Source organism: Amycolatopsis rifamycinica (assembly GCF_000695625.1).
Taxonomy (GTDB): Bacteria; Actinomycetota; Actinomycetes; order Mycobacteriales; family Pseudonocardiaceae; genus Amycolatopsis; species Amycolatopsis rifamycinica.
The window spans coordinates 172,266-185,437 of sequence record NZ_JMQI01000079.1 but is presented as its reverse complement, the minus strand read 5'-3'; the positions used below and the strand labels follow the sequence as shown (position 1 = coordinate 185,437).

Annotated in this window: 15 protein-coding genes; 9 read left to right on the top strand and 6 right to left on the bottom strand. The window is 70.7% G+C overall.

What is annotated here, in order from left to right; all coding sequences use genetic code 11:
- Window positions 1-17 precede the first annotated feature (17 nt).
- On the bottom strand, window positions 18-263 hold the full coding sequence (locus DV20_RS39300) for a hypothetical protein (protein ID WP_043788617.1): 246 nt from the start codon (window positions 261-263) through the stop codon (window positions 18-20).
- Between the two features lie 228 nt (window positions 264-491).
- Here DV20_RS39300 and DV20_RS39295 point away from each other — a divergent pair, with 228 nt between their 5' ends.
- The 4 genes from DV20_RS39295 (at window position 492) to DV20_RS39280 (ending at window position 3,910) form a co-directional block, all read left to right on the top strand.
- Window positions 492-1,256: an ESX secretion-associated protein EspG gene (locus DV20_RS39295; protein WP_043788616.1), complete on the top strand. Its 765-nt coding sequence runs from the start codon at window positions 492-494 to the stop codon at window positions 1,254-1,256.
- A 129-nt stretch (window positions 1,257-1,385) separates the two neighbouring features.
- Complete coding sequence (locus DV20_RS39290; protein WP_043788615.1) at window positions 1,386-1,835, top strand: hypothetical protein; 450 nt, start codon at window positions 1,386-1,388, stop codon at window positions 1,833-1,835.
- A 4-nt stretch (window positions 1,836-1,839) separates the two neighbouring features.
- Entirely contained in the window at window positions 1,840-2,412 is a 573-nt protein-coding gene (locus DV20_RS43505) for a DUF3558 family protein (protein WP_043788613.1), read from the top strand.
- Between the two features lie 10 nt (window positions 2,413-2,422).
- On the top strand, window positions 2,423-3,910 hold the full coding sequence (locus DV20_RS39280) for a hypothetical protein (protein ID WP_043788612.1): 1,488 nt from the start codon (window positions 2,423-2,425) through the stop codon (window positions 3,908-3,910).
- 37 nt (window positions 3,911-3,947) lie between these two features.
- Here the strand turns inward: DV20_RS39280 and glfT1 are convergent, their stop codons facing one another.
- From glfT1 to wzm, 3 genes are read right to left on the bottom strand one after another with little or no spacing between them, the layout of a single operon-like run.
- A complete protein-coding gene (glfT1, locus tag DV20_RS39275) occupies window positions 3,948-4,856 on the bottom strand; it encodes a galactofuranosyltransferase GlfT1 (protein WP_043788611.1) in 909 nt (302 codons plus the stop codon).
- On the bottom strand, window positions 4,856-5,671 hold the full coding sequence (wzt, locus tag DV20_RS39270) for a galactan export ABC transporter ATP-binding subunit Wzt/RfbE (protein ID WP_043788610.1): 816 nt from the start codon (window positions 5,669-5,671) through the stop codon (window positions 4,856-4,858). The genes glfT1 and wzt overlap by 1 nt, the downstream gene beginning before the upstream one ends.
- A 3-nt stretch (window positions 5,672-5,674) precedes the next feature.
- On the bottom strand, window positions 5,675-6,625 hold the full coding sequence (gene wzm, locus DV20_RS39265) for a galactan export ABC transporter permease subunit Wzm/RfbD (RefSeq protein ID WP_043788609.1): 951 nt from the start codon (window positions 6,623-6,625) through the stop codon (window positions 5,675-5,677).
- Between the two features lie 123 nt (window positions 6,626-6,748).
- Between wzm and DV20_RS39260 the strand changes: the two genes are divergently transcribed.
- The gene (locus DV20_RS39260; protein WP_043788608.1) at window positions 6,749-7,774 is read left to right on the top strand and encodes an N-acetylneuraminate synthase family protein; all 1,026 of its coding nucleotides are present in this window, start codon (window positions 6,749-6,751) and stop codon (window positions 7,772-7,774) included.
- Entirely contained in the window at window positions 7,767-8,897 is a 1,131-nt protein-coding gene (neuC, locus tag DV20_RS39255) for a UDP-N-acetylglucosamine 2-epimerase (protein WP_043788607.1), read from the top strand. The genes DV20_RS39260 and neuC overlap by 8 nt, the downstream gene beginning before the upstream one ends.
- Here the strand turns inward: neuC and DV20_RS39250 are convergent.
- Entirely contained in the window at window positions 8,894-9,568 is a 675-nt protein-coding gene (locus DV20_RS39250) for an acylneuraminate cytidylyltransferase family protein (protein WP_043788606.1), read from the bottom strand. The two genes, neuC and DV20_RS39250, sit on opposite strands and share 4 nt — an antisense overlap.
- Before the next feature lie 165 nt (window positions 9,569-9,733).
- Between DV20_RS39250 and DV20_RS39245 the strand changes: the two genes are divergently transcribed.
- The 3 genes from DV20_RS39245 to DV20_RS39235 are packed head-to-tail and all read left to right on the top strand — an operon-like array spanning window position 9,734 to window position 12,476.
- Entirely contained in the window at window positions 9,734-10,363 is a 630-nt protein-coding gene (locus DV20_RS39245) for a hypothetical protein (RefSeq protein WP_043788832.1), read from the top strand.
- A 14-nt stretch (window positions 10,364-10,377) separates the two neighbouring features.
- Entirely contained in the window at window positions 10,378-10,815 is a 438-nt protein-coding gene (locus DV20_RS39240) for a hypothetical protein (RefSeq protein WP_043788605.1), read from the top strand.
- Window positions 10,816-10,841: 26 nt separating this feature from the next.
- Entirely contained in the window at window positions 10,842-12,476 is a 1,635-nt protein-coding gene (locus DV20_RS39235; protein ID WP_043788604.1) for a hypothetical protein, read from the top strand.
- Window positions 12,477-12,528: 52 nt separating this feature from the next.
- Here the strand turns inward: DV20_RS39235 and DV20_RS39230 are convergent, their stop codons facing one another.
- Complete coding sequence (locus DV20_RS39230; RefSeq protein WP_043788603.1) at window positions 12,529-13,110, bottom strand: bacterial proteasome activator family protein; 582 nt, start codon at window positions 13,108-13,110, stop codon at window positions 12,529-12,531.
- Window positions 13,111-13,172 lie beyond the last annotated feature (62 nt).

The following is a 13,172-nucleotide window of genomic DNA, read 5'->3' as shown; positions in this document are numbered from 1 at the left end:
GAGGCGGCCTTCGCGCGTCAGGAGTGCATGCCGAACACCGTGCTCTTCCGGGTGAGGTCGTCGATGTAGGCGGCGGCGACGTGCGCGAAGTTGACCGCGACCACCTTGTCGTCCTTGGTGGTCACCGTCTCGACGGCGCCGTCCTTGACGAGCTGGGCGAGCTTGTCCGCCAGCTTCCCGGATTCTTCATTGGTCAGCGCGAACAGCAGCGGTTCGCCGCCGGTGGCGAGGTGCAGGACGAGGGCGGGTTTCGGGTCAGCCATGCGTCCATCGGACCAGCGCCGATCTTCGCCGGGCAAGCGGGTTCGCTGAGGGCGCAGCTGTCCTTCGGGTGGCGGAGCCCCCGGCCCGGGGCAAAGCCCCGGATGTCACAGCTGTCGTTCGGGGGCTCCGGGTGGCGGAGCCCCCGGCCCGGGGCAAAGCCCCGGATGTCACAGCGGTGGACTACCGTTTTCGGCGAAGACCGGAAGCACCCCGGGGGGACGGAAACGATGCCTCACTCGTTCTCGCTGTCGCTGGCAGCGGTGGACATCCTGCTGGAACAGCTCGGTCTCGGCCGCGCGCCGACGCCGTTCGAGGTTCCGCACGTCGGCACCACCGTCGAGCAGCGCGCGATGATCCGCGACGCCGTCGTCCGCGACCTGACCGGCCGCGGGCTGTGGAGCCGCGGCCGCCTGGACCCGGACGCCGAGCTGGCGCTGGTCACGTTCGTCCGCGGCAGCGTGACCATCAGCGCGGCCGCCGAGCTGGGCGACCGCCACCTGTTCGCCCGCGTCGCGACCGACGGCCAGTTCGCGGTGCTCGCCCGCCAGGAGGAGAACCTGATCGTCTTCGAAGAGGTCCGCCCGACGGGCATCGTCCCGGCGATCGTCGACCTGCTCCCGCTGACCCCGGCGGCCCCCGGCCAGTCGGTGACGATCTCCCGGCCGGTCCAGCAGCCCCGCCACCAGCGCCGCGACGAGGCGTACGACCCGTTCGCCGGCGTCAGCGGCCCGCGTTCCCCCAGCGCCGGCGGCGGCCCGCAGGTCCGCATGATCGAGCGCGTGTTCCAGGAGCCGAAGAAGCGCGTCGGCCAGTTCACGGCCCAGACCCGCGGCGGCACGTTTCCCCCGCTGGCCTGGTTCGACACCCCGAACGGCCGCTGGCTGATGTCCTCCCGCGCGGCGGCGGACGGCCAGCGCTGGATCACCTACGCCCCGGCCGACAACGCCCGCTTGGCGCAGCAGCTGTACGCGCAGCTCGAAGGCCAGTTCTGACGGTCTGGAACCGGTAGCGCCCGCGGTGCGTCCGAAGTGAAGATCGGTGAACGGCGGTTGCGCTGGGTGCCCGGCTAGTAGACTTCCGGGTGCACACGCACGGGCGAGGCGATATCGGGGTGAACAGCGATGCAGATGGCTGACGGTGGGGGCGGCGGCTCGTTCACGGACATCCTCAACCCGTTGTCGTCCGGTGCCATGAGCGCCGCGGTGCAGGCTGCGAAGGCGCAGACCGACAAGCTGGTCGCCGCGGCCGCCAGCGGTGGCTTCAAGATCACGCCGGAGGGTGTCAAGCCGCTCCGGGACGCGCTGACCGGGCTGGTCAAGGACCTCGACGGCCTGGGGCACAAGGTGTACGCGCTCGACCAGGCACCCCAGCTCGGGAGTCACCCGTACGGGCAGACCGTCGCCTCGCACGACCAGAAGAGCGCCACCGAAGCCAGTGGATCGGCGCGGGCGGTGCTGAACCAGCTCCGGGAAGTGGCCACGCAGGCCGACCAGGCCCTGGCCAGGGCGGCCGGCCTCTACAGCGGGACCGAAAACGAAGCTTTTTCAGCGTTCAAGACCAAGCAGGCCTGAGGCAATGACGAAACTCCTCGTTCGCGTCGTCCTTCCGCTCGTCGCCGGCGGGGCGCTGCTGACCGGGTGCACCACCACCCAGGGCGGAACGGCCTCACCGGCGCAATCGCCGTCGGCCGGGTCGTCGCAGGCGCCGGAGAGTTCGGCCTCGGGCGGCGGCGGGACCCAGTCGATCACCGATCCCTGTTCCCTCCTCGAAACGAGCGATCTGAAGTCCTACGGGACGTTCGATCCGCCGGAGAACGGCAAGATCGGCACCGCCCGTTCGTGCACCTACCAGAAGCAGATCGCCTCGGCGAGCGACAAGTCGATGGTGATCGGGGCGAACGTCCGCGACGACGCCTCGATCGACCAGGTCAGGGACACCGGTCGCGGGGTGACCGACAAGGACGTCAACGGCCGGAAGGCGAAGGAATCGCCGGACGGGGCCGCACCCGGGTGCACGCTGGCTCTGGCGGTCGGCGATGCGTCCCGGGTGGACGTGGAAGTGACGGCGGTCGGCTCGTCGGACGAGGCCTGCCAGATCGCCGAGACGGTCGCGAAGGCCGCTGTCGAACCGCGGCTGCCGAAGGGATAGGGGAACCCACATGAGCACGCGACGAGGCCCGGCGCCGAAGACCGAGGACAAGACGCCCCAAGAGGTCCAGAACATGGCGCCCGCCGAGCGGGACGCCTACCTCCAGCAGAAGGCCGAAGAGGGCGTCGACCCCAGCAGCTGGCTGTTCGGACCGGTTCAGCAGTGGATCGCCCAGGCGCAGGCGAAGAACCAGTCCCAGCAGATGGGGGACAAGAACGTCAAGGAAGCCACGCAGGGGCGCGATGTCGAGTACGTCTCGGGGCTGCACGCACCGAACGCGGACTACAAGGGCACGGACCACACCCAGCTCGAGGCGTTCCTCCAGAGCAACCTCAACGTCGAGCAGGTTTCCGAGGTCTCGACCGCCTACCACCAGGTCCACCAGGTCTTCGACAAGTTCGCGCAGTCGATGAGCACCGCCGTGAACGCGTCCAAGGGCACCTGGGAAGGCACCGCCGCCGAGAACGCGCAGCAGTACTTCACCAGCCTGAGCAAGTGGTCCGACGCCAACTCCCAGAACGCCAAGCTGGCTTCGGAGACCATCTACGACCAGGGCCAGGCCGCCGCCACGGCGAAGAACTCCATGCCGGCTCCCATTCCCTTCAGCTGGACCGACGAGTTCAAGGGCTGGGCCACCTCGAACCCCTTCAACCTGCCCGACAACGTCGACAAGTCGCTGCAGAAGCAGAAGGACAGCCAGGCCGCGCACGACGAGGCCGCGAGCGTCATGGCGACGTACGACAAGAACCTCTACGAAGCCGCCTCCAAGCAGCCCGCCTTCGCGCCGCCGCCCAGCTTCAGCACCGGGGGCAGCTCCGGTGACCCCGACGGCACCGGGGACAAGAACGGCATCAACAACCCGTCCAGCGTGAACATGCCCGGCGGCAACTCGGGCACCACGCCCGGTGGCACCGCCCAGGGCTTCTCCTCCGGGCCGGTCCCCGGCCTGGGCGGGTCGGCCGCGCACGTCTCCGGGCCCGGTTCGACCACCGGCGCGGGGATCCTGCCCGCGGGCACCACCACGCCGTCCGGTTTCACGCCCGGCTCCGTCCCGGTGGCCTCGACGCAGAACCCGAACCAGCAGTTCGGGGGCATGCCGCCGATGAGCCCGATGCCGATGGGCGGGATGAACTTCGGCGGCGACGAGGCCTACAACTCCAAGATCGGCGGCGGTGGCGGCGGCCGCGGTGGCGGCGGGTTCGGCCCCGGCGGCTCGGGGGCCGGCAACGCGACGGGCGCGGGTGCCGCGTCGGGTGCGGCCCGGCCGGGCGGGATCGGTGCCGCCGAAGCCGCCGCGGGACGCGGGATGGGCGGCCTCGGTGCGGGTGCCGCCGGTCGCGGCGGGGGCATGGGGCCCGGCGGCGGTCTGGGCCGCGGCCAGAAGGGCGAGGGTGACGAGGACACCGAGCACTCGCGGCCGACGTACCTGGTCGAGGGGGACCCCGACGAGGTCTTCGGCACCGACATGCGCACCGCGCCGCCGGTCATCGGCGAATAAGGCGAACGAAGAAGGGGCCCCCGGCGGGGGCCCCTTCTCAGTAGCGGTAGAACTTCTCGGCGCGGCCTTGCCGCACCAGCTTCAGCCACTGCAGGAACGCCTTCGGGTCCCGCTTCACGCCCACGAAGTACAGTCCGAACCGGACGATCTCCAGCGCGCCGATCTTCCGCATCCCGGGCTGCGACAGCAGGTACCCGCGGTTGCGGTAGGTGTAGTACCGCTTGACCTCGTTCTCCGGGTCCTGCGCGTGGAACTTGCCGCCCAGCATGGGCTTGAACTCGTCCGAGCCGTCCGGGTGCAGGTACTTCGTCTTCAGCGACGTGCCGAACGGCAGCCCCGAGCGGACCAGCCGCCGGTGCAGCTCGACCTCGTCGCCGCGGAAGAACAGGCGCAGGTCCGGCACGCCGACGACGTCCAAAGTGGACGCCCGGAACAAGGCGCCGTTCATCAGGGACGCGATGCCGGGCAGGAAGTCCGCGCCCAGCTCCGATTGCGACCGCTTCCACGTCAGGCCGCGGCGCAGCGGGAACGCCAGCTTGTCCGGTGCCTCGATGTTGGACACCACCGGCGAAATCTCCGCCAGACCCCGCTTTTCGGCCTCCGCCAGCAGGATCGCGAGCACGTTCTCGTCGGCCGGGCGCCCGTCGTCGTCGGCCAGCCAGACCCAGTCCGCGCCCAGCGAAAGGGCGTGCAGCATGCCGAGCGCGAACCCGCCGGCGCCGCCGAGGTTCCGGTGCGACGGCAGGTACGTGTACGGCAGCGGATAGCTCTCGACGACTTCGCGCGCGGAGTCGTCCGGCCCGTTGTCCACCACCACCAGGTGGTCGACCGGCCGGGTCTGGGCCGCGATGACCTTCAGCGAGTCCGCGAGCAGCTCGCGCCGGTGCCGCGTGACGACCACGCCGACGACCGCGCCGTCGGGCAGCTGCCGCGTCTCGCCGGCCATCATTCCCCGCCGTTCGTCGTCGCCGCCGGCTCGATGCCGAAGCGCGCCAAAGTGTCCTCGCTCATGTTCTCGAAGGGGTCGCGCCCCTTGTACGACGTGAGGACGTCCCGCAACGAACCGCGTTGCTTGATGTGGCCTTCGTCCATCCACAGGGCGGAGTCGCACAGCTCGAACAGGAACTCGTCCGAGTGGCTGGCGAACACGAGGATGCCGGAGCGCTTGACGAGGTCCTTGAGCCGGTCGCGGGCCTTGTTGAGGAACGCCGCGTCGACCGCGCCGATGCCCTCGTCGAGGATGAGGATCTCGGGGTCGATCGACGTGACGACGCCCAGCGCCAGCCGCACGCGCATACCGGTCGAGTACGTCCGCAGCGGCATCTGCAGGTAGTCGCCGAGCTCGGTGAACTCGGCGATGTCGTCGACCCGCTTCTCCATCTCCTTGGCGGTCATGCCGAGGAAGAGGCCGCGGATGATGATGTTCTCGACGCCCGAGATCTCGGGGTCCATCCCGATGCCGAGGTCGAACACCGGCGCGATCTTGCCGTTGATCCGCGACGAGCCGCGAGTCGGCTCGTAGATCCCGGCGAGCAGACGCAGCAGCGTGGACTTGCCGGCGCCGTTGTGCCCGACCAGGCCGACGCGGTCGCCTTCGCGCAGGTTGAGCGTCACGTCGTGCAGGGCTTCGATGATCGGCACCTTGGTGTCGGTGCCGATCTTGCCGCCGACCTTGCCGAGGACCTTCTTCTTCATCGACCGCGTCTTCGCGTCGAAGATCGGGAAGTCGACGAACGCGTTGTGGACGTCAATGGAAACCATGTGTCACACCCAATAGGAGACGCGGGCACGGTAGTTGCGCATCGCGACCAGCGCGAGGACCCAACCGACGACGGTGATGGAGCCGACCACGATCCAGTTCTCCACCGAGAACTCCTGGCCCAGCAGCGGCGCGCGGACCACCTGCATGAAGTGGTAGAGCGGGTTCGCTTTGACGATCGGCAGGATCCAGGAGACGCCTTCCCGGGCCCCGCCGGTCATGAGCTGGTCGACCGGCCAGACGATCGGGGTGCCGTAGAACAGCAGCTGGATCAGCGAGTTGACGACCTGCGGGATGTCGCGGAAGCGCGTCGAGATGATGCCGAACAGCAGCGTCACCCAGCCGGCGTTCAGCGCCAGCACCAAGAAACCGGGGATCGCCAGCAGGATGGCCCAGTTGAGACCCGGGTGACAGATGTGGTCGGGCATGCACGTCCCGTCGCCCAGCAGCGAGTACTTCTTGCTGAGCGCGCCGAAGAAGATCACCAGGACGACCACGTAGACGATCATGTTGTGGGCCAGCATCAGCGTCTGCCGCCACACCGTGCGCAGCATGTACACGCTCAGCGGCGCCGGGAGCTGCTTGATCAGCCCCTCGTTCGTGATGAACGTCTCCATGCCCTCGGACAGGCAGCCGCTGATGAATCCCCAGATGATGAAGCCGGTGGAGATGTAGGGCAGGAACACCTCGACGGGGAGCTTGAACAGCTGCGAGTACAGCAGTCCGAGCCCGAGCGCGAGGACGGCCTGGCTGATCGTGATCCAGAAGGGCCCGATCACCGAGCGGCGGTAGCGCTGCTTGATGTCCTGCCAGCCGAGGTGACCCCACAGCTCGCGGGCGCGGAAACCGGCCTTGATGTCGGCGAAGGCTCGCGAGAACGTCTTGCTGTCCGACGTCGGTGGAGCCGGCGTCGCGACAGGTGACTCTGCGGCCTGAACCGTGCTGGTGGCATGCACGTGGACGAGGGTACCGATGGGGACCGCGGCGCCCTTGACAGGGCACTGGGGCGGGACGGGCCCGGCGGCCCACGGGATAAGGTCGGGGACGGACCGCAGCCACGCAGCGACCCGGAGGTCTCCATGTTCATGCTCGGCGAGCACCCGGTCGGTGCCGACCACCCCCCTCTCGTGATCGCGGAGATCGGGATCAACCACGAAGGCGATCCCAAGAAGGCGCACAAGATGGTCGACGACGCCGCGGACGCCGGCGTTCAGGTCGTCAAGATCCAGACCCACGTGGTCGACGACGAGATGATCCCGAACGACGTCGTGCCCGGCAACGCCGACGAGCCGATCTGGGACATGATGAACCGCGTCGCGCTCACGGCCGAGGACGAGCGCGAGATCAAGGCGCACGCCGAGGAGCGCGGGCTCGTCTTCCTGTCGACGCCGTTCTCCCGCGCCGCCGCGGACAGGCTGGCCGAGCTCGGCGTCGAGGGCTTCAAGATCGGCTCGGGGGAGTGCAACAACTACCCGCTGATCCGCCACGTCGCTTCGTTCGGCAAGCCGGTCATCCTGTCCACCGGGATGAACGACATCGCGTCCATCACCCCGGCGGTGGAGATCCTGCGGGCGGCCGGTGTCGGATTCGCGCTGCTGCACTGCACGTCGCTGTACCCGACGCCGCCGGAGCAGGTGCGCCTCGGCGCGCTCGCCGAGTTGCACGCCGCGTTCCCGGACGCCGAACTCGGGCTTTCCGACCACACGACCACGATCTACCCGTGCCTGGGCGCGGTCGCGCTCGGCGCTTCGGTGCTCGAACGGCACTTCACGTCCGACATGAGCTGGCCGGGGCCGGACATCCCGGTCTCGTCGACGCCCGCGGAGTTCAAGCAGCTCGTCGAGGGCTCGCGCCTGATCCACGCGGCCCGCGGCGGGTCCAAGCAGATCCTGGCCGAGGAGCAGCCGACGATCGACTTCGCCTACGCCTGCGTCGTCACCACCAAGGACGTCGCCGAGGGCGAGGAGCTGACCACCGACAACATCTGGGTCAAGCGCCCGGGCACCGGCGAGATCAAGGCCAAGGACTACGAGAGCCTGCTCGGCCGGGCCGTCACGCGGGCGCTGCCGGCGAACACGCAGGTGAGCTGGGCGGACCTTGGCTGAGACCGGGCGGCGTGAGGTCCTGTTCCTCACCGGGACCCGCGCCGACTTCGGGAAGCTCCGGGACGTCATGCTCGCCGTGCAGAAGAGCTCGGTGCTGTCCGCCCGCATCGTGGTCACCGGCATGCACATGCTCCGGAGCTACGGCTACACCGTGCGGGAGATCGAGCTGGCCGGGCTGGAACGGCTGCACCTGATCCCGAACCAGATCGAAGACGAGCCGATGGCGCTCGTGCTGGCCAACACCGTCCAGGCGCTGGCCCGGCTGGTGCACGAGGAGCAGCCGGCGGCGATCGTCGTGCACGGCGACCGGGTCGAGGCCCTCGCCGGCGCGATCGTCGGGTCGCTGGCGAACGTGCGGGTCGTGCACATCGAAGGCGGTGAGGTCAGCGGCACGATCGACGACGTGATCCGGCACTCACTGTCGAAGCACGCCCACGTGCACCTGGTCGCCAACGAGACGGCCCGGCGCCGGCTGCTGCAGCTCGGCGAGGAGGAGGACCGGATCTTCGTCGTCGGCAGTCCCGAGGTCGACGTCCTGACGTCGGCGCGGCTGCCCGACCTCGACGAGGTCCGCCGGCACTACGAGATCCCGTTCACCGACTACGGCCTGCTCGCCCTGCACCCGGTGACGACCGAGCGCGACCAGAACCGGCGCAACGCGGCGGCCGTCGTCGACGCCGTGCTCACCGAAGGCAACTGGGTCGTCATCGACCCGAACAACGACGAAGGCTGCCGCGAGATCCGGAGCGAACTCGACCGGCTCGAAGGTCCCCGGTTCGTCCGCCTGCCGTCGATGCGGTTCGAGTACTTCGTCACGTTGATGAAGAACGCGGCCGTCGTGCTGGGCAACTCGAGCGCCGGCGTGCGGGAGGCGCCCGTGCTGGGCACCCCCTCGGTCACCGTCGGCACCCGGCAGCGCAACCGGGCGATGGCGCCCAGCGTGCTGTCGGTCGATCCGACCGCGGAAGCCGTCACGGCCGGGATCGGCAAGGCCCGCGCGATGGGCCGGTGCGAGCCGCACACCGAGTTCGGCGAGCCGGGCGCGCACCGCCGGATCATCGACCTGCTCGAGGGCGAGGAGATCTGGCGGCCTTCGCTGTACAAGGCCTTCGTGGACCGTTAGCCGGCCGCGTGCTGCTCGGCCAGGACGAGGTCCGCGGCGGAGTCGATGTCGATCGCCCGCTCGACCGGCACGAACTGGGGCCGCACCTCGGGGATGAAGAACCGCTCGTGCCGGCGCAGGTCGCCGGCCCGGACGAGGTAGATGCCGCCGGTGGGCCGCAGCACGACGGGCAGCGTCTGCCGGGGCGCTTCGAGGTCGGCCCAGTCCCGGACCGGGGCGATGCCGCCGTCCGGCGTCTCCAGGCACACCTTCAGCGGGTGGTGGTCGGTCGAGCGGCACATCTGCACCACCGAGCCGGTGGGCCGGTCCGCGTGGATGTCGAGGCACTCGGCGATGTCCTCGGCCGTCCGCAGCGGCGAAGTGGGCTGGAGCAGCAGGACGAGCGTCGAATCGGGGACGCCGAGCGTGTCGATCGCGTGCGTGACCGCGGGCAGGGTCCGGCTCGTCGCGTCCGCGAGGTGGGCGGGCCGGGCGACGGTTCGGGCTCCTTCGGCCTCGGCCGCGGCGGCGATGTCGGCGTCGTCGGTGGTGACGACGACGTCGGCGATGCCGGCCGCGACGGCGGTGTACACGGTGTGCGCGACCAGCGGACGGCCCCGGAAGGGCGCTAGGTTCTTGCCCGGCAGCCCGACGGAGCCACCTCTCGCCGGGACGATGGCCAGCGCGGTCACGACAGGACCCCTTCCGGGTAACGACGGTGGTCTGTCGGCTATTGTCCGTCTGCTCGGCTGCCCGCTGACGGCGGCCCCGGACACCGTTGCCATGGGGGAGCGATGAATCGGACTCAGTTCGCGGGCGAAGCGTCCGAGCGGCTCGACGAAGGTGACACCGGCCGTATGCTCCGTGACCTCCTCACCGCCTACGCCCGCGGTCAGCGGGTCGAGACGATCGCGGTGGTCGGGAACGCGCCGATGGCCCCCGACGCCGAGCGCGCCGCGCTGATCGACGGCAGCGACCTCGTCTTCCGCATGACGACCTTCGCGCTGGACGAGCCGGACGCCGAGCCCGCCTACGGCCGCCGCACCGACGTCGTGGTGATCCACCGCGGGGTCATGGTTTCGCCGTACACGTTCGCCGACTACACCTCCCGCCTCTACCTGCTCGCCGAGCCGGGCCGGCTGTTCTGGGAACCCGAGACGCTGCCCGACTGGTGGCCCGCCGACCTGGGGTTCGTGCCGATTTCGAACCGGGAGTACGTGCTGCCGCTGTCGAAGCTCCTGGGGCTTTCGGCGGACGAGCACGTCTGGGCCACGACCGGCACCCTGGTGACGTACCTGTGCCGGCAGCTGTTCCCGGAGGCGCTGGTGCGCCTCACCGGCGTGTCGATCGTCGAACGGCCGGACCAGACCGACTTCGAGCACGCATGGGGCGACAAGGTCGGGGTGACGGCGGAACACCGGCTGCACGCGGAATCGAAGCTGCTGAGCACTTGGCGAGACTCCGGAAGGATCGAGATCATACAGTGAGTGACATTCGCGGAGTGGTGGTTCCCCGGGCGAAGGCGCTCGCCGGCGTGGCCTGGCGACCGGTGATGGCGCGGCTGCGGCCGCGGATCGAGCAGATCGCCACCGACCGGATGCAGCCCGAACTCGACCGGCTGCACGCGGACATCGCCGAGCTGCGCCGGGACGTCGAGCGAGCCACGAAGGAACTCGACGGCCACGTGAAGTGGCTCTACGACGAGCAGCGCCGCCTGGCGCCGCACCTCGCGGCCCTGGAAACGCGCATCGCCGCCTTCGAACGGCCGGGCTCGGCCGCCCCGTCCCCGGGGCGGCTCGAGTACGCGCCGGACGAGGCCGAAGAGGTCCGCGCCGAGCACGCCCGCATCCGCGCGCGGCTGGCCGCGATCTCCAAGTACGAAGAGCGCTTGGCCCGCCTGGAAGAGCACGTCGCGGAAAACCGCGAGGTGGCCGGCTGAGCCTCGTCGACACCGCGAGACCCGCCGTGTTCCGGCGGGTCCGTCCGGGGTGGCTGCTGCTCCTGGCCCCGCTGGCCCTGACGATCGCCTGGACCGGTCTCAACCACGACGTCCGGTTCGTTCTCGGCACGCTCCGCACGGCGGGTCGCGCGGGGTTCTCGCCGTCCGAGGTCTTCGTCCACCGGCCGCTGGCCTACCGGCTGGTGCTGGCGGCCGGCGACGCCGGGAGCACCCTGCCCGTGCCGGTCCGGGAGGCCGTCGTGCGGGTCCTGGCGCTGGTGGTCGTCCTGCTGGTGGCGCTGCTGCTGCGCGCGGGTCTGCGGCGGTACCGCCCGGCCGGCGAGGCGACCGCGGTGGCCGCGGCCACGGGTGTCGCGCTGGCCCTGGCGCCGAACTGGGACTTCCTGCAGCCGGAGTGGCTGGCCGCGGTGTTCGCGGCCGGCGGTGCGGGAGCCGCGTTGCGGATCTCCCGGCTGGTGCCCGCCGCCCTTGCCGGTGGGCTGCTCCTGGCGCTCGCGGTGCTGGTCAAGTACACGACGGCGCCGACCGCCGTGGTCGCGCTGGGTGTGGTCGCCGTCCTCGACCGGCGCCGCGCGGTGCTCACCGGCGTGCTCGGCGTGCTGGTCTGCCTCGGCCTGTTCGGGTTGTCGGTGCTGATCGAGCCGCGGGAGTGGCGGTGGCTCGGCGAGCTGTCCTTCCTCAACGGCGGAAGCCCGCTCAGCCGCGGCTGGGCGCTGAGCGACGCGCAGGCGCTCGCCGGGACCCTGCTGAACGAGGCGCTGGTGGTCCCGGCGGTGGCCCTGCTCCCGGTGAGCGTCGCCGTGCTGGCTCGGCTCGCGGAGGGACGGCGGGCCCGCCTGGCGTGGCTGCTGCTGCCCGCGGCCGCGGTGCTCGTCGTGCTCGCGGCCGTCGTGGTGCAGGGGCAGTGGTTCCAGTACCACCTGGCGGCGCTGGTGCCGTTCGCCGCGGCGCTCGCCGCGCTCGCCGTGGTGCGCTGGTCGGCCGAGCACGGCGGTCCGTCCCGGGCGCTGGTGCTGCCGGCGATCGCCCTCGGCATCGGGATGCCGCTCGTCTCGGCGGCGACAACGGAGTGGCGGCTGGCGCACGGGACGCCCGTCTACGCGGCGCTGGTGGTGCTGGTCGTCGCGAGCGTGCTGCTTGCGCTCAAGGACCGCGGCCGGACGTGGCCGGTGGCGGCGGTGCTCGGCGCGTCGGCGCTGTTGGCGGTGCCGGTGTGGCCGAGCGCGCCCTACTCGTTCGACGCGATCCACCCCGACTACACGAACTCCGAGCGGGTCGCGGCGGCCCACCTCGACGAGCGTCTCATCGCGCCGGTCCGGGACCGGATCGGCGCGGACACGCCCGTGGTGTTCCTGGCGTTCGGCGACATGGCGTACTTCTTCGGCAACCCGGCCGCCTGCCGGTACCCGGCGCCGGTGTTCGTGCAGCGCGGCACGTACCTCCCGGCCGTGCGCGGGCTGGCGAGCTACCGGGAGAACCTGGACTGCCTCGAGCGCACCGACGCCGGGTACCTGGTAGTGCAGCCGTCCTGGCTGGCACTGGACCGCCTGCCGGCCGACGTCGCCGCCGGCGTGCACAGCCGCTTCGACTGCGAACGTGCCCTGACGGCGGGCGAGCTGATCGTCTGTCCTCGGCGCTGAGTTGTCCACAGAGGTTGTCCACAGGCCCCCCGGTCTGTGGACAACCTGGCCGTCAGAGGTACTGGCCCGTCCCCGAAATGCCCGGCCCCGGCTCGTGCCCGTGCCCGGCCACGCCGGACGGGCCCACCGGCAGCCCCCGCCGCATCTGCTCCAGCTGGACGCGGGCCGCCATCTGCTGGGCGAACAGCGCCGTCTGGATTCCGCTGAACAGGCCCTCGAGCCAGCCCACCAGCTGGGCCTGGGCGATCCGCAGCTCGGCGTCCGACGGCGTCGAGTCGTCCGTGAACGGGCGCACCAGCCGCTCCAGCTCGTCCTGGAGCTCCGGGGCCAGCGCCTTCTCCAGCTCGCGGATCGACGTCTGGTGGATCTCGCGCACCCGGGTGCGGGACGCGTCGTCCAGCGGGGCCGCCCGGACCTCCTCCAGGAGCTGCTTGATCATCGTGCCGATGCGCATCACCTTCGCCGGCTCTTCGACGAGGTCGCCCACCGACTCGGGGTGCTCGGCGCCGGCGTCGGCGGAGGGCAGCTTGGTGGCTCCCACCGGCGTGCCGTCCGGTCCGACGACCACCACGTGGGGTGAAGATTCCTGGCCCGGGTCACCCGCTGTGAAGTTCGGCTCGGTCATGTGCTCCATCCTGGCTTGCGTTCGACACGCTCCGCGACACCCACGGGGTGTCCGTCTCCGAGCGTAGCGGC